A 20,104-nucleotide genomic window follows, 5' to 3' on the forward strand; every position below is an offset into this window, starting at 1 on the left:
GGTAGAATGTGTTTGAACAAATCAGCGAGTCGTTTCGCTTAGCCGTTAGTAAAATTCGTTTCGTAGACGATGAAAAAGCGCTAAATAACGCGCTTGATGTGCTTAAAAAAGCACTACTAAAAGCCGACGTTCATCACAAAGTTACTAAAGAATTGCTAGCTCTCATAGAGGCCGATCTAAAGCAAAGCGGGATAGGCCAAAAGCAGTTTTTAGACGCTATAAAGTCAAATTTGACGAAAGTTTTAACCGCGCCGGGCAACCAGGGCTTTGTCTTTGCGCCCGTAGCTCCTACGATCGTGCTAATGGCTGGCTTGCAAGGTAGCGGAAAAACCACTACGACGATAAAGTTAGCTAATTATCTAAAGCTTAGAAAGAAAAAAGTTTTGGTCGCGGCGTGCGATTTGCAACGCTTGGCGGCCGTCGAGCAGCTTCGTCAACTTTGCGAAGCAAACGAGATAGAGCTTTTTAGTATAGACAACGAAACCGATCCGCTAAACGTAGCTAAACAAGCGCTAGCTAAAGCAAAAAGCGGGCTTTACGACGTACTTTTGGTCGATACGGCGGGACGTCTAGCTATAGACGAAGCTTTGATGAAGCAGATAAAAGATATCAAATCAGCGCTCGAGCCGCATGAAATTTTTTACGTAGCTGACGCTATGAGCGGACAAGACGGCGTAAAAACAGCAAGCACGTTTAACGATGCGCTAAAAATAAGCGGCGTAGTGCTAAGCAAATTTGACTCTGACAGCAAAGGCGGCGTAGCTATCGGCATAGCCAAGCAGCTAAATATACCGCTTAGATTCGTAGGTATCGGCGAAAAAGTCGGCGATATGGAGAGCTTTATCCCTGAGCGTATCGTGAGCCGCATAATGGGCGAGGGTGACTTAGCGACGTTGGTTGAAAAAACTAGCGCTGTGATAGACGAGCAAGAAGCAAAAAGAATAAATAAAAAGATTAAAAAAGGGCAGTTTAACTTTAACGACTTTTTATCACAAATGGAAAGCGTCAAAAAGCTCGGAAATATGAAAAGCTTAATCGGTATGATACCAGGGCTATCAAGCGTGGCAAATCAGATAAAAGATATCGACCTTGATAACTCGAAGGAAATTTTACATATCAAAGCTATGATAAATTCGATGACACAAAAAGAACGCGAGAATCCTGATTTGCTAAACAATAGCCGGAAAAGGCGTTTGGCTGCGGGATCTGGACTATCTCAAGTAGAAGTAAATCGCTTTTTGAAGCAATTTGAAAATGCATCAAAAATAGCAAAGAGGTTTTCTGGTAAAGAAGGCCTAAAGGGGCTTGGAAATTTACTAAACCAAGCCAAAAACTCTCGCCCTAATTAAATGGCTTAAATTTGGCTACGAGCGTGGCTAAATTTAAGCCTATTTAAAAAACAGAAGGAGAAATATAATGGCAACAGTAGTAAGACTAACGAGAATGGGACGCAAGAAAAAACCTTTTTATCGTATAGTCGTAACGGATAGCAGAAAAAGAAGAGACGGCGGCTGGATAGAGTCGATCGGTTACTACAACCCGATGGTTGAGCCTGAGGTGGTAAAATTTGACGCTGAGCGCTTGGCTTATTGGAAGGGCGTTGGTGCGAAACTTAGCGATAGGGTTGCAAAAATAACCAGCAAATAATTAAAAATGGTAGAAAATTTTTTACTTGAATATGCTAAGCTCATCGCCGATTTTCCTGAAAAAGTGAAACTCGAGCGAGTCGAGCTTGACGAAAATTTTGCCGAGCTGATAATTTACGCCGATAAAGTCGATACTGGTAAACTTATCGGCAAAGACGGCAGAATGATAAACGCGATAAAGACCGTAATCGTAGGCTATAAAGCCAAAGATGCGACGTCATACCGCGTTACGGTAAAGCCTCTTGAATGAGTTTATAGAAGTCGCGCTGCTTGGCAAAACTGTAGGACTAAAGGGATTTGTCAAGCTTCACAATAAAGGTGACTTTCCTAGCCAGTTTAAAAAAAATGCTATATTTTGCGATAAAGACGGTAAAGAACTTGTCGTAAAAAGCTACAATCACACAAACGATACTATCTCTTTTTGCGGCTTTGAAGATATAGATAGTGCAAAAACTCTTACAAATAAAACAATCTACACCACAAAAGAAGAAACTAGAAAAAACTGCAAACTAAAAAAGGGCGAATTTTTCTATTTTGATGTCATCGGTTGCGAAATTTACGAGAATAACCAAAGGCTGGGTGAGGTAGAGGATATAGATGCAGTCGGGGCAAATCATCTATTCCTCGTAAAAACCGATGAAAATTTAATCACCAAAGGGTTGGAAAAAAGTTTTTATATTCCATACATCGACATTTATATAGAAAAAGTCGATGTAGAAAATAAAAAAATCTATACCAAGAATGCTATCTTGATTTTAGAAAATTCCTGATGAAATTTACCTTTGTTACGCTTTTTGAAAGCCTTGTGCTACCCTATTTTCAAGATAGTATTTTAGGCCGTGCCGTAAAGGAAAATCTTATCTTTATTGATTTTTTAAATCCTCGAAATTTTAGTACCGATAAGCATAAAAAGGTAGATGATTATATGGTTGGCGGCGGTGCGGGTTTACTCATGGCATGTCAGCCTCTTAATGATACTTTAAATTTTTTATTGAAAAATGAGCCAAGAATCCATACTATTTTTCTCGCGCCTGCCGGAAAAAAATTTACTCAAAACGATGCTAGGCGTCTAGCAAAAAAAGAACACATCTGTCTAGTTTGCGGTAGATATGAAGGTATAGACGAGCGCATAATAGAAAAATACGCGGACGAGATTTTTTGCATAGGCGATTTTGTGATGACCGGAGGGGAGCTGGGCGCGCTTTGCATTGTCGATGCGATTTCTCGTAATATCGACGGCGTTTTAGGAAATAATCAAAGCCTTGAAGTTGAGAGTTTTGAAGGCGATTTGCTCGAAGCCCCCTCTTTTACAAAACCCAGTGATTACAAAGGTTCTGGAGTGGTTTCAGCGTTTTTAAAGGGAGACCATGCTAAAATCAGAGCTTTGAAAAATAATATGGCGTTCTTAAAAACTAGGTTTTTTCGTCCGGATTTATACCGAAAATTTGAGCCGCCGACCAAGGAAAAAATATGAGAAACAAGTATATAGAGGCATTTGAACAAACTCAAATAGCTCAAAAGTCTGTGCCTGATTTTCGCGCTGGAGATACTTTGCGTATAGCTATCCGCATTAAAGAAGGCGATAAAACTAGAATTCAAAATTTCGAAGGTATCTGCATAGCAAGACGCGGTAGCGGAACAGGCGAAACTTTTATTGTTAGAAAGATCGGCGCAAACAGCGTAGGCGTAGAGAGAATTTTCCCTATCTATAGCGAGAGCCTAGAGAGTATAACCGTTCTAAGACAAGGTCGCGTGCGCCGCGCTAAGTTATTTTATCTACGCGATAGACGTGGTAAAGCTGCTCGCATTAAAGAGCTTAAAAAATAATTTTACTTCCTGCAAAAGTCTATTTTTAGGCTTTTGCTCCCTACCTATTTTCTTAAATTTCAAAAATCGCTTAATTAAAATCAATCCTTTTATCTAAATTTAGAGTTACAATGGTGTTATTATTTTATAATAAAGGTTGTAAATGGAAAAGATAGTATGGCAAAATAGTATATTTGACGGTGTTACCATCGCCAAGCTTTTTGATGGTCCGCATAGCAAAGAGATACGTATAAATTTAGAAAAAGGCGCTGAAATGAAAGAGCATAAGGCGCCTGGAGCGATAATGGTTCAAGTTTTAAGCGGAAAAATAGATTTTAGCGTCGGCGAAGATTCTACGACGCTGAATACGCTTGATATGGTTACGCTTGATCCAAACATTCCTCATGCACTCATTGCACTAGAAAATAGTATCGTAAGACTTAGCTTAAGCAAAAATGACGATGTAAGTCGAGTATTCAAGGTTTTAAAATCTTGAGGTATAAACTTTTAGGCATTAAAATTCGCCAAACGCCTAAGCATAGCGGGCGCGAAAATCATTGGCACCAGCGCGCGCACTATCGACGTCGCCGAGGATAGGAAGAAATTTAGCGAATTTATCTCTAAAATAGGCGTCAAACAGCCGCGAAACGACACTGCAACAAGCGAAAAAGAGGCGTTAGAAAAGGCCGCTACCATCGGCTATCCTGTGCTCGTGCGCCCTAGCTACGTACTAGGCGGCCGTGCGATGAGGCGGGTGCATAGCGATGAGGAGCTACGCCTATACATGAGCGAAGCGGTCAAGGTCAGCAATCACTCGCCCGTACTAATCGATAAATTTTTACAAGATGCCGTAGAGCTCGATGTAGATGCGATCAGCGACGGCAAGGACGTCTATATCGGTGCCGTGATGCAGCACATCGAGGAGGCGGGCATCCACAGCGGCGACAGCGCATGCATACTGCCTCCGCTAAATTTAACCGCGCAGATGATCGAAAAGGTAGAAAATCAAACCCGCGACATCGCGCTAAATTTAGGCGTAGTTGGGCTTATGAATATCCAGTTTGCCATCTACGAGGACGAACTTTTCATGATCGAGGTAAACCCGCGCGCTAGCCGCACCGTGCCGTTTGTTAGCAAGGCGACGGGCGTGCCGATGGCAAAGGTCGCTACGCGCGTTATGTGGCAAGGAGATTTGCGTGAGGCGCTTAAATTTTATGATAACTACGGCGCGGTTTACGAGGAGCGCGGCATACTAAAGCCTCGCGTGAAAAATCACGTCTGCGTCAAAGAAGCGGTCTTTCCGTTTAACAAACTCTCTGGCGCGGATCTAATCCTGGGGCCTGAGATGAAAAGTACGGGCGAGGTCATGGCGTAAAATAGCGCGTTAGTTAGCATGCTATCGGCCCTCGTCGGCATACCGACGCAGCATGAGATGCGAGGTAAATTTTATAACTTAACTACAGCGGGCGCCAGACAGCCACGCAATCGGAGTTAGCGCATAAAATCAACAACGGCTTTGACGCCTCATATAACGCCTAATCAAGGCTAAAAACAAAAATATCCCTCTCAAAGAACATACGAACGCAATAGTTAGACCCCCCCCATTTGCTCCAGCAAGTAGGCGGAGTTGTGCTAATAAACTAAATTTAATGGCATTATTTTTTATTGTTTTATCTTAAAGAATGTCGCTCCACTTGCGTTTGCAGTCCCAAAACACGGCTATAAGCAAGGAAAAGTAGCTAAAAATGCGGTTAAGTTACATTTGGTCTAAATTTAGGCGAAACGCTTGATTTAACCGGTTCGTTCCTCCGTTCTACCGGCTGCGCCCAACAAGCAATGCCGAAAAATTAAAAGCAAAATTTCGCAAAAAAGCGACGAAAAAGCGTAAAAAGATAGCCAAGACAGCGGCAAATTTGCTTAAACTGGCAAAGCGCCGCCAGATGATAAGGCGGCAAGCGGGCTTAAGATTTATTTTTCGTCCGTCTGACCTTTTAGTAATGCGCTAGCAACCTTTGTTTCCGCTCTTGCTTACTTATTTTTTGTATTTTTGATTAAATTTATCTCCGTATCCAGCACCCATAAAATGCGTCCAAAGCTTGCTACACGGCAAAAACTTTTGGGCTAAAGCAAAGACGAACTTGCGGCACTCATAAACAAAAACCAAAAACTCGTTTTAGCAATCCTGCGCCGAATTTAGAGCCGTTTTGCCGCCCTGCTTCGTTCGTAGTGCTCGATGATTTTGTTGTGAATGAGTAGCGAGATATAAATCACAGCACCGCCGAGGCAGAGCCTTAGTATATCCGCATCTTTGTGCCAAAAGACTAAATTTACGATGATGGCCGCAGGTATGAGAGCGTTATTCATGATGGCTAGAGTGCCGCTGTCTACCTCGCACGCGCCTTTGTTCCATAAAAAATACCCAAGACCGCTAGCTCCGATACCAAGCCAGAGCAAAACCGCGCTTTGGGTTAGGTCGAGGTTTATTTTTTCCAGATTTCCAAACATGGCAAATGCTACGCCCGTAACCGCCGAGGCTCCTACGAAAAAGTAGCCAAAAACCCCTCTTTGCTCGTTAAAATCACGCTTTTCTAGCAAAAATTTATACGCGCTCTGTCCGACGCCAAAGCATAAATTCGCCCCCTGCACGAGCAAAAATCCATGCCAAAAGCCCGCATTTACGTTACCGTATTTGATGATAAGAGCGCCAAAGACCGCGATACCGACGCTAAGCAGATACAGTAGCCTAAGCCTACCCGCGAGCACGTCGTAAACCACGCTCACATAAAACGGCGTAAATATCGTAAAGAGAGCAACCTCGGCAACGCTAAGGTAAGTAAACGAGTTGTAGTAAAAGATATACATCGCGCCGATTTGCACTGCGCCGATCGCGGCTACTTTAGCGTAGAGGGCGAGGTTCTTTGCGGCAAAATCCTTAATCATAAAGGGCAAAAATACGCCAAGCGCAAGCACTACGCGCGAAAACGCGGCAAAGTAGCTATCCACTCGCCCCGCCAAAAACTCGCCGATGAGGCTAAAGCTAAACGCCCAAAGCACGGTTACGAAAATTAGTTTTTTCACTTTTTCTCCATTTTTAAATCAAATTTTAGCCCAAATAGTAGCGAAATTCGCCTAAATTTAAAACCTAAATTTAAGCCGCAAAAGCGCCCGTATAAATTTACCCGCTCTAGCAAAATCTCGCGCAGCCGCTTGCGGTTAAGTCCGCAAGTAGGCGCGCATACGGGAGGCCAAACGGGCGGCTTTGCAAATTTTCTAGTTGAGAGCTTTATCTTAAAACAAAAGCCGACCGACCTCGATCAAAGCTTAAAGCGCTAGATTATTTTTGCTTTTGTAAAAATACCGAAAAATGCTTGTATTTAGGCTCGTTAGCTAAATACTTTTGACAATCCTTTCTGATATCTAGATGCAGTCCTCTTTTATCCGTAAATCGCTGCAAAGCGGCCTGTATTTGCGGAGCGAAGCCCGCTATCTTGCGTCTAACCAGGCCCCAGATAATCGTGCTTGCAAACCGCGGATTTTCCCAAAAGTCGCTACGATTTTGAGCGATTTGTATAAATGGGATATCTAGCCTATTTTCCCATAGCACTAGAACAAAGTCGTGCCGTCCGCCGCCGTATTTTTCGTTTTCTATGACGGCTAAAATCGTATCGACGACCTTTTGAGAGGATTTTAACTGCGGATAAAATTTCTTCAAACCCATCATCAGCCGTAGCCCTACGGTAGCAACCCTGTACTCGTACAAATACTCGAAAGCAAAAGTATCTTTTTCCTTAAAGTTATCAAAAGCAAACTCGCAAGCCTCTAAAATCCACGCGCAAAGCGTATCTTCGTTAAAATTATGATCCGGGCTAATCAGCCTTTTTTCGTAGGCTATCATTTTTTCGACGATTATCTTTTTGTTTTCGTCCATTTTTGTTCCTTTGCGTTTAGTTTTAGTTTATTACCGCTTTTTAAGCGCCGCGCAAAACGGTTAAATTTGCGCCTATGTTATTTTGGCGCGACCGTTTTGCCGTTTTTATCCACGATATACCATTTGTCCTCTTTTTGAGCAGAAGCGATACCGCCTTTAAAAGCGCTTGCCCTGCAGTATCTAAACGGTATCGCAACTCGTCCGCTTACGTCTAAAAAGCCGACTTTGCCGTCCTTTTCAGCCTTAGCCAGCCCATCCTCAAAAATGTCTATATCGTCAAAGTCTAGCGGAGCGAGTATATCGCCCGTGCTTGATATTAGCCCGTATTTTTCGCCCTTTTGCGCTATAAATACGCCGTCCTCGCACTCGTCTAGAAAATCGTATTCAAAGGGGACGGTTATGCCGTCTTTGCCCGCGATTGCGTACTTTTCGCCCTCTCGTACTACCGTAAGGCCGTTTTTACCCGGTATACCGACATCGTCAAATTTAAACGGTATTATTGCTTCGCCGTTTTTGTCTATGACGCCCCACTTTTCGCCTATTCTTGCACGGCAAAATTTGCCCCCATACCAGACCTCTCCGACCTCGTCAAATTTAAAAGGTATCATAGCTTCTCCGTTTTTATCTATAAAACCCCATTTTTCGCCGTCCCTTGCCGCGGCTAGTCCTCTACAAAAATCCCTCGTTTCGTCAAATTTACAGTAAAACGCGACCTTATCGTTTCGGTTTATAAAAAGCTCGCGTCCGTCCTTTTTAACCTTAGCCAGCCCTTCGCAAAACCACTCTGCCCCGTCGTATTTGCAGGGAATAACAAGCTCGCCGCGACTATTTACGTAGCCCCATTTTCCGCCGATTACGGGCCTAGCGGATCCGCCTTTTTGCACGGCGGCAAAACCATCCAAGAAATAATCTATATAGTAGCCCGCGGGCAATTTCGCCTCGCCGTTTATATCAACCAGCAAAAACTCGCCATCTTTTGAAACTTTAAATAAACCCCCGCGACCAACCAAGCTCGCGCTGCTATAGCAAAACCCGCCTGGAGCTTCGCCGCGTTTATTTGCTATGCCCCATCTTTCGCCTTTTGCGGCGATGATAAAGTCCTGCCCGACCTCGGAAATTTCATCAAATTCAAAAGGCGCCAAAACGGTCCCGTCTTTATCTACGACGCCCCATTTTTCGCCCTTTTTCGCGCGAAATAAAGGCTCTAAGCCAGCCCCTTCATCGCCTACGATATCGCCGTATTCGCAGGGCAGGATGATTTTTCCTTGCGCGTTTGCTAGGCCGAGCTTTCCGTTTTTTTCGAGCGTAAAAAACTCGGGCAAGCACCAAACGTTATCGTAAACGCAGGGCAAAACCTCCTCGCCGCTTGAGTTTATCAGCCCCCATTTTTTGCTTTTACCGCAAATCGCGGCCAGACCGCCATTTGAAAACTCGCCGATAAAGTCGTATTCTAGGCCGTTATCTCGCATTTATTTCCTTTAAATTTAGTTCGCGCAAAGCCCTCGCGCACCCAATTTTCAAGTCTTTTTAGGGCCGCGAGCGTATTTTTAAACCCAAACGCGCCGCAAGCGCGGTTTAACGGCGATGCGCAGAGTAGCAAAACCTACGAGCTTTTGCGGCAAAGGCTAATTTTTATTTTTGCGCTACGGCTAGGATTTGATCTGATTTTCGGTACCGGCGAGTAGGCAAAGCGCTCTAAATTTAGCCTAAAAATCCCCGCATCATATACGCGCCGGCCGCGCCCGCATCCTTGATCTTGCTTAAATTTTCAAAATTTATCCCGCCGATAGCGTAGGTTTTTATTTTTAAGCTCTCGCAAATCTCCTGCAAAAATTTAAGCCCCCTGCCTCGCTCTAGCGCGTGAGACGGCGTATCAAAAATATGCCCCGCCACGACGTAGTCGGCACCGAGATCCTGCGCCGCTAGAGCCTGCTCTAAAGAGTGCACCGAAACGCCAATTTTGAGATTTTGCGTCAAATTCGGCGCATAAGTGCCGCTAATTTCATCTTTATCCGCACGAACGCTACCTGATTTAGCCGAATTTAAATCCGCTAAATTTACAGCCCGCTTGCCGCCTGATGCCCTAAATTTAGCAAAAGGCAGATGCAGTTCGCCCATGCCGAGCTTGCTTGCGACGCTTGCGTGAGTATGCAAAACTAGGCCCGCGCTAGAGCCGCACTCAGCGATGATCTCAAGCGTTTTGCGGGCTAAATTTTCGTATTCGTCCCCTGATAAATCGCTCTCCCTGAGCAAAATTTTATCCGCCTTGCCGCCCTGCGCTACGCGCCTAACGTCCGCGAAAAAATCCTCGCTCAATCGGCGGTTCGTCACCCAAACGAGCTCAAATTTACCAAAACCCATCGCCCCTACTCCAAAAGCCAAATTTTACGTCCGAAAAACGCGCGACCGATAGCCGACCGACCTCAAACGTAAATATGCTCGCTCATCACGGGCTGCAAATTTAGACCTCGCACGACGCCCAGTATCTCATCAACCGAGCGCGCGTCGCTGATCTCAAACTGCTCGTCGCCCTTTTTGGTTTTATCCGAGTGCGTCCCCACGCCAGTGCTAACGCCGGCTGAAATTTTGTTTGCGGCGACTGCGATGACGCCGTCTCGAAAGCGCGCCGACTCGCGCGTGGAGATCGTGATATTTGCGTACGGCAAAAAAAGACGGTACGCGCAGATGACCTGAAATAGTGCCCTCTCATCGACGTCTCGCGGGCCGACGTGAGCCTTGTTAATCGCGGGGCGCAGGCGCGGACAAGATAGCGCGATCTCGGCGTGCGGGTACTTTTGCTGTATGAGATGAGCGTGCAGCGCGGTGGCTAGAGCGTCCTTTCTAAAGTCGTCAAGCCCCAAAAGCGCGGCAAATCCGACGCTGCGCATACCGCCCATAAGAGCGCGCTCCTGAGCGTGAAAGCGGTAGGCAAACGAGCGCTTGACGCCGCCTAGGTGAAATTTCGCATACGCTGCCGGGTCGTAAGTCTCCTGAAAAACCACGACGTAGTCCGCGCCGCAACCGTGCAGAAACGCGTATTCGTCGGCATTTAGCGGATATATCTCGACGCCTACGTTGCTAAAAAGCCTAGACGCCTCCTTGCAAACCTCGCCGATGTAGCCTAGGTCGCTTTTTTTCGCGCTTTCGCCGGTTAGGATAAGCACGTCTTTTAGCCCGCTTTTTGCGATATTTGCCAGCTCCGTCGCCGCCTCGTCCGCCTTTAGCCGCACGCGCGAGATCTTGTTTCGCGAGCTAAAACCGCAGTAGACGCAGTCGCTGTCGCAAAAATTTGAGATATAAAGCGGCGTAAAAAACTGCACCGAGTTGCCAAACTGCCTGCGTGTCCTATCTCGCGCCGCCTCCGCCATCTCGCCTAAAAATGCGCCCGCAGCGGGGCTTAGAAGCGCTTTTAGGCCCTCTACGCTTAGATTTTCTTCGCCAAGAGCGCGCTTTACGCTAAGGGCGTCAAATTTCTCGTAGTCGTAGTCCTCTCGCGCGGCTAGCACCCGCCGCATCAGCGTTTCGTCTATGCGCTGGGCGCCCTGCGCATACTCCATCACGTCTATATTTTTCAAATATTTCTCCGTTTTTTAGTCTAAATTTTAGCGATTTTTGCACTGCAAATTTGAGCCTAGATCGCGAGCTTGCTCGTATAAATTTGGCTCAAATTTGCAAGCTCGCCGTTACAAGGGATAAATTTATCGCGTTTGGCTCACTATTTTGAGTAAATTTATGCGGCGTTTGGCTAAATTTTACGACAAATCGGTAAATTTTAACGCGCCGATATCGCGATGCCTCATCAAATTTCGCTACGACCTCTACCCAAAATGCCGCGCAACGTCAGGAAAATTTATCGCTCGTTTGTTCCGATAAAGCGAAGCGATGCCGACTTTAAACACTTCCGCTCCGCGTTATTTTAAAGGCAAGCTAAATCGGCGTAGTTTTCCTCGCGGTATAAATCAAAAAGGTAAATTTGACGACCCGTTTTGCCGCCGCTTCGCCGAATTTAAAATGCGAAAGTTCATTAAATTTAGGCGGGTTTTACCGCAAAACCTACTAAAATACCGAGCAAATCGTGCCAAGCAAATAAATTTCAAACCAAAAACCAAACCTAGCACGCCGCAAAATCATCGCAAACCAAATTTAAAGCCGTTTTTAGCCAAAATAAACCAAGCGCAAATTCGGCCGACTTTACTCCAAAAATCCCGTCAGCGGACTTGACGCACGAGCACTTTCGCTCACATTGCCAAGCCCGGATAGATACGCCAGCCTGCCCGCCTGAATCGCTAGCGCAAATGCTCGCGCCATAGTCTTTACGTCGCCCGCAGTCGCGATAGCGGTGTTTGCCATCACTGCCGCGCAGCCCATCTGCATCGCCTCGCACGCCTGCGCCGGAGTGCCGATACCAGCATCCACGATCACGGGCAGGTCTATCTCGGCGAGCAAGATTTTTATAAATTCTCGCGTACAAAGGCCTTTATTCGTCCCGATCGGAGCGCCCAGAGGCATCACGCACGCAGCACCCGCAGAGGCCAGATCGCGCGCTACGTTTAGGTCGGGATACATATAGGGCATCACGACGAAGCCCATGTTTGCGAGCTTTTCGGTCGCTTTTATCGTCTCGTAGTTGTCGGGCAGCAGGTATTTGCTATCTCTGATAACCTCGACCTTCACGAGGTCGCCGCAGCCGGCCTCGCGCGCTAGTTTTGCGATACGCATGCACTCATCGGCGTTCCTAGCACCCGAGGTGTTTGGCAGTAGCGTCACGCCCTTTGGGATAAAATCTAAGATATTTTCTACCCCGCCCTCGTTCACGCGCCGAAGCGCTAGCGTCACGATCTGCGCGCCCGCCTCGTACACCGCGGCCTCCAAAAGAGGCAATGAAAATTTACCCGATCCCAGGATAAAGCGCGAGCTAAATTTATGCCCGCCAAGCTCTAAAATATCGTTATTTTCATCAAATTTCATCTCAGCCTCCGCCTACAAAATGCACTATCTCGGCCAAGTCGCCGTCTTTTAGCGCCGTATCAAATTTATCTTTTGGCAAGATTTCGCCGTTTAGCTCGACCGCGATACGCCCCGGATTTAGCCCTTTTGCAGCGAGCAGCTGCGCTACTGTTTTGCCGATAAATTCGCCCCCATCTTTGCCGTTTATTTTTAGCATTTTATTTCCGTTTTATTAAATTTAGCGCGCCCTTGCGGGTCAAATTTCGCGCCCCAGAGTCGCCGATTATACCGCTTTTTGCTAAATTTAAGCCAAATTTTTCATAGCGAGCGTGCAGGCGGCAAGCCCGTAAAACGCGACGCAAAGGCTAACGACTAGCCCAAAAACGCTAACTGCCGGCGTCTGGCTAAAACTAAGCGCAAAAAACGATATAAAGCTCGTGATAAACGCGGCAAATATCCCAAACACGCGCTCCCGCCGCGACAAGTCGTCGTTTAGCGCAAAGATGAGATAATCGATCCCGACCGCGCTCGCCAAGATAAGCCCGAAAATAGCAAAAATATTTACGTGAACGCCAAGCGCCGTAAAGCCGCAAAGCACGACCAGTACGCCAAGCGCGATGACGCTCATAACCAAAAGCGAGCGCGCCGCCCCAAAAAACGCCCACAAAAGCGCAAATGCAACTAAAAACGCGCCACCTTTTAGCGCCGCAGCCCAGGCCTTTGCCTCGGTCAAATTTTGATTTAGCGCACCGACGAAATCCACGCTAAAAGCGCCGTTTGCTTTTAAAATTTCATCCGTTTTAGCGCCGCTTGCAAGCCCCTCGGTATATACCGCACTGCTGTTTTTACTCGGTAAAAATCGCGTCAAATTTTTTGCCGCGTCAAATTCTAAAATCTCGCTAACGCCGATAGTTTTGGCGTTTGCGATCTTTTCAAGCTCGGGTTTTACTAGCTCGCTAGGCAATCCAAACTGAGCGTAAATTTTAAAGATCTCCTCGTCGTGCACTACCCCTTTAAAGATATTTTTTACATTTTCCTGCTCGGCCAGACTTAGGATAAATTTAGAAATAGAAGCGTAGTCTTTTACGAGATTTGCCTGCTTTAGCTCGCGCATCAGCCGCTTTTCGTCGCCGACTAGATCGTCGCCGCCCTTTAGCACGATGACGGAGTTTTGCGGCGCGGCGCCCGTTATTTCGCTGATCTTTTTAGACTGCTCCAGTAGCTGCGCGGGCGAGCTTGCGTAGTCTTTGATCTGCTCTGGCGCGCTTAGGCTTTTAAAATTTAGCGCCAAAATTCCCGCGCAAAGCGCAAATGCGGCGAGAAAAGCTTTTAAATTTACCGCTCCCGCCGCGCGCTCGCAAAACCCTGCAAATTTATCAAAAAATCTCGAAAACACGGCGCTTTGCGAAAACGTCGCGCCCTCAAATATAAAAGGCAAGCAAAAATAGGTAAATAAAAACGCCCCAAGCAGCGTAAATAGCGAAAATATCGCGGTTTGGCGCAGCAACTCAAGCGATGAAAAGGCAAAAACGCCGTATCCGCTCATCGTGATACAAAGTCCGAGCAAGAAAATCTTAAGCATCGGACGCACGCTTGCGGCCGCCACGGGCGCATTTTGATTTTTACCCAGCCAGTGCAACGCAAAGTCAAACATGAGTCCAACGAGACTCGTGCCGATAACCACGACCATGACGCTAAGGCTATCGTAGATCAAAAGCGAAGCCGCAAGCCCGCACGCAAAGCCGAAAATCGCGACGAAAACGACGCAAAAAATGCGCAAATTTTTAAACGCGAGCAGCAAAAAAATCGCGCAAAAACCAAGCGAAACCGCGCTCATGACCGCACTTTCCTTGTCGCCGCCCGCTTTGCCGTAGGCTCCGTATAGCGCGCCGCAGCTAGCATAAGCCTGCACTTCGTCCTGCGTCGCGAGCTCGCGTACGTCTTCATAAAATTTGATCAAATTTCGCGGCTCGTAGCCAGGCTTTAGACGTGCTTTTACGAGGTAAAATTTACCGCCCTCGTGCGCGGCTTCCAGCATCAAATTTGACAAATTTAGGCTGATTTTTGAGCCATCCAGGCTCATGTGCGAGCTTAGGGCGAAAAAATCATCCTTCGCGTTAAGCGGCTTAAAGGCGAATTGATTAAATAAATTTTGCGCGCTTTGTCTGAAAAACTCGTTTTTGTCTTTTACTAAAAGCTCATAGGTTTGCTCGTTTAAAAGCGCAATTTTTAAGTCATTTAGCTGAGTTAGATACGAGGTTAAATTTACGTCCTGCTTTGCGCGGTACTCTTCAAAAATCCCGCTTTGTTCGGCTAAAATTTCGCTTTTTTCTAAAAACTCAGGCGAATTTGAAACTAGCAAAAACTCGCTAGAAGCGCTATCTAGCATCGATTTTAGCGCTGTTTGCTCGGTAGGGTTTTCAAAATTTACTAGAGAAAAAATATCCGCGTTTATCTTTTTCGCGTTTGTAAAACAAACGGCGAGCGCGGCTAAAAACGCCGCTAAAAAGATAAAAAGACGCGCGGATTTTTTCATTTTACGTTGTAAAAATCATTTACCGTCTTATCGCCGCTAACCTCGTTTAACACGATCTTGCGGACGAATTTATCGCCTCCTACTAAGATTCGCGTAAAGATTTGCTTTAGCAGTAGATTTTTGGGCGTTAGCTCGATCTTCCAGTTGTTTTTGTCGCCTGAGATTTTAAAGATAAATTCTTTCTCAAGCTCGGCCTTATCGAGCTTTATGATGGATAAAAAGAGCTTTTTATCAAAATTTTGATCGATTTTTATGAGCTGGTTGCCACTTTTTTGAAAGATCCCGCGCTCGTTTATGACGATGCTCACGGCGATCGGACTTAGCGTGTCGTAGAGCAGTTCGCTTTGACTGAGTTCAAATTTGCCATAGCTTTTAAACTCCACGTTAAATCCGCTCAAAAACTTCGTCTGAGCAAACTCGCCGCTGATATTTTGCGTTTTGATTTGAGATTTTATCTCGTTAAAATCAAGCCCCATTAGGCTCGCGGCCAAACTAAAAATTATCGCTATTTTTTTCATTTATATACCTTTTTACTGCATTTTGTAGCTCTTGCGGGATCTCAAAGCACGTCTGCATCGCGCGCATATCCACGGCTGCTTGCGAGCTCGCGCCCGTACACAGCGTCTCGCCGCTTTTGGCGCTTCTTACGATGTAGCCGATCTTTAGAAAGCACTCGCACTCCTTTAGCGTCGCCTCTACCTCGATCTCATCGCCGAAAAATACGGGTTTTACGTATTTGACCTCGATTTTTACGATCGGATATGCGTAACCGTCCGCTCTCATCGCCTCGTAGTCGTAGCCTATCTCCTCTAGCAGCGCGCATCTAGCCGTCTCGAAATACTTCACGTAGTTGCCGTGCCACACGACATTCATACTGTCCACGTCGTAAAACTGCGCCTTTAGCGCGACCGATTTTGATATCATCTCATCTCCAAAAATCAAAAAAATTAAACCACTGTGCAGGCGTTTGCTTGCAGCGATTTTCTAGCTCGCGGACGTAAATTTGCAGATATTCGCGTGCGGCGGCGGCTTTATCTCGCCCCAGCTTTACGGCGCTTGCTAGCGGCACGAGCTCGATCCTAAATTTACCGCCGATCTTTTGGCACCACAGCGAGCTTATCTTTACGCCTAAAATCCCCGCGATGAGGTACGGACCGTAGTTAAAGCCGGCCTCCTTGCCCAGAAATTTCACGCGCGCGGCCTTATCTCCGCCAAGAGGCGTCCTGTCGCCCATTATGCCGATATGCTCGCCGCTTTCGACGATATTTTTTAGCTCCAGCATCGCGGCAACGTCTAGCTTATTTACCGCCATCATGCGCACGCTGCCGTCATTTTTGCTGATTTCGCGCAGCACTTCGTTAAATTTGCGCGAGTTCTCGTCATAGGTCAAAATCACCATCCTAAAGCCCTTGACCCGCGCAGCCAAAGCCTTGCAAATTTCGACGTTTCCAAGGTGCGCCGTGAGCAAAATTTGCCCTTTTTGCGCGCCGATTAGTTCGCTTTTTATGCGCTCTAGATCAATGATTTCTAGCTCGTTATCCTTGATCTTGCCTTTCCAGACTCTAAATTTATCGCAAATAGCGCCGCCAAACGCCTCAAAATGACTAAAAATGCTCGTTCCTTTTAGCGTATGCGAGCCGGCAAATTCGCTTAAATTTCGTCTAAACTCGGCAACATTTTCGCGCTCGTTTTTTGAAAATATATAATAAAACCAAACCACGATTTTAACTATAAGCTTTAGCGCAAACTCAGGCAAAATTTGCGCCAAAAATAGGCTAAGTCTTAAAAAAAACGCCCCTCCTCTTTCCTGCTTTTTCCACCAGAGATTTTGCTCGGCGTTTTCTTGTGGTTTTTTTAAATCTTGTGAGTCATTTGCGCCGTCCTTAAAATTTGCGCTTTTGCTTAAATTTAACGGTGTTTGTACCTCGCTCGCTTCATTTATCGCGCCATCAAATTTAACGCCGTTTTCCGTGGATTCTACGGAAATTTGAGTGCTTGCCGCGTTTTTTTCGCTGATTTTGGCGGACTCTGCGTCAAATTTACGCGGCTCGTCGCGGTCATTTTCGCTCAAATTTACCCCGCACGCTCGCCAAATTTTACTAAGCATAAATTTAGGCAGAGAAAAAAAGCATTTTGCGTGCATGAGGCTGATTAGCGCGTTATCGCGTAACATCTTAAAGTGCGAAACGCCGCCCTTTTCGTAGCGCACGTACGTATCGATCCAGCGCACGTCGATGCCCTGTCTTACGGCACTTACGAGAATCTCGATGTCAAATTCCATCCTATTTGTTTTGCTTTTTGCCGCCGCTTTTTTAAGCTGCTCTAAAGGATAGACGCGAAAGCCACACATAGCGTCTTTGACGCCAAGGCTTAGCGTATTTATCGCGACCCAAAAATTCGTGATCTTTCTGCCATAAACGCGTGATTTTGGCGCGTCCTCGCCGTAAATAGGATTTGCGCAGACAATACTTTGCGGGTGCGCCTCGCTCTGCCTCAAAAACTCACCGATGAGCGCCGCGTCATGCTGAAAATCGGCATCGATTTGCAAAACATGGCTAAAACCGCGCTCTAGAGCAAATTTAAACCCGTCCTTCATCGCGATGCCCTTGCCGCCGTTTTGCGCGCGCGTGAGTAGCAAGATGCCCTCCGTGCGCTCAAGCTCCGTTAAGATTAGCTTGCTCACCTCGTCCGAGCCGTCGTCCACGACGATAATTGGCAGCTCGTGTGTTTTTAGCGCGGCGATCAGGGCTTTGATATTTTGCGGGTGATTGTAAAAGGGCACCAAAAACGCAAATTTATTCAAAGCGCAGCCCTTCCCGTCGAGCATTTTTCGCCGTTGCAAAACAGCTCAAAGTAAAGCTTGCCGCCGCGTTTTTCAAAACAAACGCGAAGTGCGTCTCCAGGTCTTACAAACTTCATAAATTTTAGATTTTCCACCGTGCTAGCGCCGCTAACGTCGATACCGACGCCGCCAGCTAGCTCAAAGACGTAGTCAAGCTGCATAAACCCCGGCAGTAGCGGTAAATTTGGAAAATGGCTCTCGAAAATCTCGAGCCCTGCGTGCATGACGGCGCTAAATTCGTATTTTTGCACTAGGTTTTCAAGCCGCTCGCCGTTTTCGTCAAATTTAACGCAGCTAGAATTTGCGCCGCAGCCTAAACCGATCTCTAAATTTTGGCCGCTTCCATAAATTTGACCGCCGCAAATTTCGCCCGCTTCATTTACGCGCCCGCCGCTCCAGACGGGTTTGGGACTAGCAAATAGCGTATTTTCAAATTCGCTTTTTTCAAATTTACCCTGCTGGTTTCGCGGCATTTTTTCTACTATTTTAAAGTATCGGACGCTGTTTTTAAACTCAAGCTTTAAAAGCTCTTTTAGCTCGGCTACTGCACCTTTTTTGCCGATTTTTCTAAATTTTTTAAGCCCCTCGCCGTTAAACTCCAAAAGCGCGGCGATGCGTTTAAATTTAGGATGCGGCGCGCAGTAGCAGTCCGCGAGCAGGCCGCTTTCTAGCAGCTTTGCTTCGATACTCTCTAGACTCACACGCTTGTCGTTTAGCTTTACTATGCGGTCTATCCTGCCTTGTAGCGCGAGGCGGCCTTCGTCAATGCTCGCCGCGTCGTTAGTCTGAAAAAACTCGCACCAAGGCGAGCTCACGTTTAGCGCGCCTCTATCGTCCAGCCCCGCATTCACCGCGCCAAATAGCCTAAGCCCATCGCCGCAGTCTTTTGCTACTATGCCAGTTTCCGTGCTGCCGTAGATTTCGATGATCCGCGCGTCGCAAATTCGGCCCAGCTCGCTTCTTAGCTCCTTTTTTAGCGGCGAACCCGCACTTACGATCCCGCTTAAGCCTTTTAGCGCGATTGCGGCGGGGCTTTGAGCTAGAGTTCTAAGTAGCACCGGACTAGCGATAAATACGTGATTTGCGAGACTTAAACCCAAAATCGCCTCGGGATAGTTTAGCTCGTCTGCGATGACGCGAGCGCCGAGAACTAGCGGCAAAAAGACCTTAAACGTAAGTCCAAACATGTGTCTGTGCGAAACGCTCGAAAAAAAGGTATTTTGGCTGCTAAAATTTAGCTCGGCGGCCAGATACTCGCTCTCTTTTATCATCTGCGCGAGCGTTTTTTCTATCATCTTGCTTTTGCCGCTAGAGCCCGAAGTTTGCAGGTAAAATTTAGCCTGTGGGTCAAATTTAAGCCCTTTCGCGGGCTCGTTTGCAAGAAAATTTAAAAAATTTTCATCGTTTACGGCGGTCAAATTTGGCTCATAGATCGGCTTTGCTAGTACGTAAGGCGCGGCACCCGCCAAAAGTGAGCCGAAAAATGCGACGTAAAATTTAAACGCGTCATCGATATAAATTTGCAGCTCTTTTACGCCCCCTTTTTCTAAAAACGCGGCAAATCTAAGGCACGCGTCAAAGACATCGCGGTAGTCGTCCGTAAATCTAAAATTTTTTAAATTTTCCTCAAAGCTCATTATTTTTTACAAATCTCTTTCTAAATAAAATTTCCCCGAAAAACAGCGCCCCCATCAGCACGTAAGAGACCGCGCCGCTATAAACGCTCCAGTAAAATTTATCCTCAATCAAAGCTAGCGCAAGCGATATGGCGGCGTTAAAAACAAAAAACGCGCACCAAATTTTGGTCAAATTTCGCGTATAAATCACGCCTTTTTCATCCAAATCAAGCTCTTTTAGCCTTGCGATTTTGGTGATGACGGCTTCGTTTTTTAGACTAAAAGCAAAAAACGCCAAAAATGCCAAACTCACCAAAACAGGGTAAAGATACGCTAAAAATCCGCCTCTAAAAATCATACAAACTATGAAAAAAACAGCGGCCGCGATGCTAAGCCTTCTCTCAAAGCCGCTTGAATACGCCGCGCGCGCTATCCATAGCACAGCCAGCACCCAAACGACCCAAAAGGCAAAATCGCCCGCAAAAAATAGTGCAAACGGGTAGATGACGCTAACTATGCTTAGGGCGATTTTAAGCTTGCTCGTCAAATTTTTTAGCCACCGCGTTTACGATGTCTTCGAGCGTTTTCACGTTTTTAAAATCTTCAGGCATCAATCGGTGACCCGTTTTGCGCTTGATGTGATCTATAAGATCGATCGCGTCGATGCTATCTATCTGAAGATCCTCGTAAATGCGCGTTTGCGGCGTGATTTTGGCCTCGTCGATCTCAAAAAGCTGCACTAGCGCGGACTTTAAAATTTCAAAAATTTCTTCCTGTTTCATC

Annotated in this window: 21 protein-coding genes and 1 pseudogene; 8 read left to right on the forward strand and 14 right to left on the reverse strand. The window is 46.4% G+C overall.

Annotated elements, in window-relative coordinates; translation table 11 throughout:
- Positions 1 to 8 precede the first annotated feature (8 nt).
- From ffh to QZ157_RS05845, 8 genes and pseudogenes are all read left to right on the forward strand, one after another.
- Complete coding sequence (gene ffh, locus QZ157_RS05810; protein WP_295142990.1) at positions 9 to 1,349, forward strand: signal recognition particle protein; 1,341 nt, start codon at positions 9 to 11, stop codon at positions 1,347 to 1,349.
- Positions 1,350 to 1,416: 67 nt separating this feature from the next.
- Positions 1,417 to 1,647 (forward strand): 30S ribosomal protein S16, encoded by a 231-nt coding sequence (gene rpsP / locus QZ157_RS05815; RefSeq protein ID WP_002951203.1) that lies wholly within the window; start codon positions 1,417 to 1,419, stop codon positions 1,645 to 1,647.
- 6 nt (positions 1,648 to 1,653) lie between these two features.
- On the forward strand, positions 1,654 to 1,896 hold the full coding sequence (locus QZ157_RS05820) for a KH domain-containing protein (protein ID WP_295142993.1): 243 nt from the start codon (positions 1,654 to 1,656) through the stop codon (positions 1,894 to 1,896).
- Positions 1,889 to 2,416 (forward strand): ribosome maturation factor RimM, encoded by a 528-nt coding sequence (rimM, locus tag QZ157_RS05825; protein WP_295142996.1) that lies wholly within the window; start codon positions 1,889 to 1,891, stop codon positions 2,414 to 2,416. Before QZ157_RS05820 ends, rimM begins: the two co-directional genes overlap by 8 nt.
- The gene (gene trmD, locus QZ157_RS05830; protein ID WP_295142999.1) at positions 2,416 to 3,120 is read left to right on the forward strand and encodes a tRNA (guanosine(37)-N1)-methyltransferase TrmD; all 705 of its coding nucleotides are present in this window, start codon (positions 2,416 to 2,418) and stop codon (positions 3,118 to 3,120) included. Before rimM ends, trmD begins: the two co-directional genes overlap by 1 nt.
- Entirely contained in the window at positions 3,117 to 3,473 is a 357-nt protein-coding gene (gene rplS, locus QZ157_RS05835) for a 50S ribosomal protein L19 (protein ID WP_295143002.1), read from the forward strand. Before trmD ends, rplS begins: the two co-directional genes overlap by 4 nt.
- A gap of 142 nt (positions 3,474 to 3,615) precedes the next feature.
- A complete protein-coding gene (locus tag QZ157_RS05840) occupies positions 3,616 to 3,948 on the forward strand; it encodes a cupin domain-containing protein (protein ID WP_295143005.1) in 333 nt (110 codons plus the stop codon).
- A gap of 18 nt (positions 3,949 to 3,966) precedes the next feature.
- Positions 3,967 to 4,821 (forward strand): annotated as a pseudogene (locus QZ157_RS05845) (ATP-grasp domain-containing protein); the annotation flags it as partial.
- Positions 4,822 to 5,645: 824 nt separating this feature from the next.
- Here QZ157_RS05845 and QZ157_RS05850 read toward each other — a convergent pair.
- The 14 genes from QZ157_RS05850 to QZ157_RS05915 form a co-directional block, all read right to left on the reverse strand.
- Positions 5,646 to 6,530: an EamA family transporter gene (locus QZ157_RS05850; RefSeq protein ID WP_295143008.1), complete on the reverse strand. Its 885-nt coding sequence runs from the start codon at positions 6,528 to 6,530 to the stop codon at positions 5,646 to 5,648.
- 256 nt (positions 6,531 to 6,786) lie between these two features.
- Positions 6,787 to 7,380 (reverse strand): hypothetical protein, encoded by a 594-nt coding sequence (locus QZ157_RS05855; protein WP_295143011.1) that lies wholly within the window; start codon positions 7,378 to 7,380, stop codon positions 6,787 to 6,789.
- A gap of 77 nt (positions 7,381 to 7,457) precedes the next feature.
- Positions 7,458 to 8,849: a WG repeat-containing protein gene (locus QZ157_RS05860; RefSeq protein WP_295143014.1), complete on the reverse strand. Its 1,392-nt coding sequence runs from the start codon at positions 8,847 to 8,849 to the stop codon at positions 7,458 to 7,460.
- 232 nt (positions 8,850 to 9,081) lie between these two features.
- Positions 9,082 to 9,762 carry a thiamine phosphate synthase gene (locus tag QZ157_RS05865; RefSeq protein WP_295143016.1) on the reverse strand — a complete coding sequence of 227 codons (681 nt, stop codon included), beginning with the start codon at positions 9,760 to 9,762 and terminating at the stop codon, positions 9,082 to 9,084.
- A 41-nt stretch (positions 9,763 to 9,803) separates the two neighbouring features.
- Positions 9,804 to 10,937: a 2-iminoacetate synthase ThiH gene (gene thiH / locus QZ157_RS05870; protein ID WP_295143070.1), complete on the reverse strand. Its 1,134-nt coding sequence runs from the start codon at positions 10,935 to 10,937 to the stop codon at positions 9,804 to 9,806.
- Positions 10,938 to 11,571: 634 nt separating this feature from the next.
- A complete protein-coding gene (locus QZ157_RS05875; protein WP_295143019.1) occupies positions 11,572 to 12,348 on the reverse strand; it encodes a thiazole synthase in 777 nt (258 codons plus the stop codon).
- A gap of 1 nt (position 12,349) precedes the next feature.
- Complete coding sequence (gene thiS / locus QZ157_RS05880) at positions 12,350 to 12,544, reverse strand: sulfur carrier protein ThiS (RefSeq protein WP_295143023.1); 195 nt, start codon at positions 12,542 to 12,544, stop codon at positions 12,350 to 12,352.
- 87 nt (positions 12,545 to 12,631) lie between these two features.
- Positions 12,632 to 14,863, reverse strand: a complete 2,232-nt coding sequence (locus QZ157_RS05885; protein ID WP_295143025.1) for a hypothetical protein — start codon at positions 14,861 to 14,863, stop codon at positions 12,632 to 12,634.
- Positions 14,860 to 15,381 carry an outer membrane lipoprotein carrier protein LolA gene (locus QZ157_RS05890; RefSeq protein WP_295143027.1) on the reverse strand — a complete coding sequence of 174 codons (522 nt, stop codon included), beginning with the start codon at positions 15,379 to 15,381 and terminating at the stop codon, positions 14,860 to 14,862. Before QZ157_RS05890 ends, QZ157_RS05885 begins: the two co-directional genes overlap by 4 nt.
- Positions 15,356 to 15,787: a thioesterase family protein gene (locus tag QZ157_RS05895; protein ID WP_295143029.1), complete on the reverse strand. Its 432-nt coding sequence runs from the start codon at positions 15,785 to 15,787 to the stop codon at positions 15,356 to 15,358. Before QZ157_RS05895 ends, QZ157_RS05890 begins: the two co-directional genes overlap by 26 nt.
- 1 nt (position 15,788) lies before the next feature.
- Complete coding sequence (locus tag QZ157_RS05900; protein ID WP_295143032.1) at positions 15,789 to 17,690, reverse strand: glycosyltransferase family 2 protein; 1,902 nt, start codon at positions 17,688 to 17,690, stop codon at positions 15,789 to 15,791.
- Positions 17,663 to 19,342: an AMP-binding protein gene (locus tag QZ157_RS05905; protein ID WP_295143035.1), complete on the reverse strand. Its 1,680-nt coding sequence runs from the start codon at positions 19,340 to 19,342 to the stop codon at positions 17,663 to 17,665. Before QZ157_RS05905 ends, QZ157_RS05900 begins: the two co-directional genes overlap by 28 nt.
- Positions 19,332 to 19,868, reverse strand: coding sequence for a DNA gyrase subunit B (locus tag QZ157_RS05910; protein ID WP_295143038.1), 537 nt, complete (start codon positions 19,866 to 19,868; stop codon positions 19,332 to 19,334). Before QZ157_RS05910 ends, QZ157_RS05905 begins: the two co-directional genes overlap by 11 nt.
- Positions 19,852 to 20,103 carry an acyl carrier protein gene (locus QZ157_RS05915; RefSeq protein ID WP_002946939.1) on the reverse strand — a complete coding sequence of 84 codons (252 nt, stop codon included), beginning with the start codon at positions 20,101 to 20,103 and terminating at the stop codon, positions 19,852 to 19,854. Before QZ157_RS05915 ends, QZ157_RS05910 begins: the two co-directional genes overlap by 17 nt.
- Between the last annotated feature and the right edge of the window lies 1 nt (position 20,104).

It is taken from the genome of uncultured Campylobacter sp., from assembly GCF_905372745.1.
In the GTDB taxonomy this organism is placed as follows: Bacteria; Campylobacterota; Campylobacteria; order Campylobacterales; family Campylobacteraceae; genus Campylobacter_A.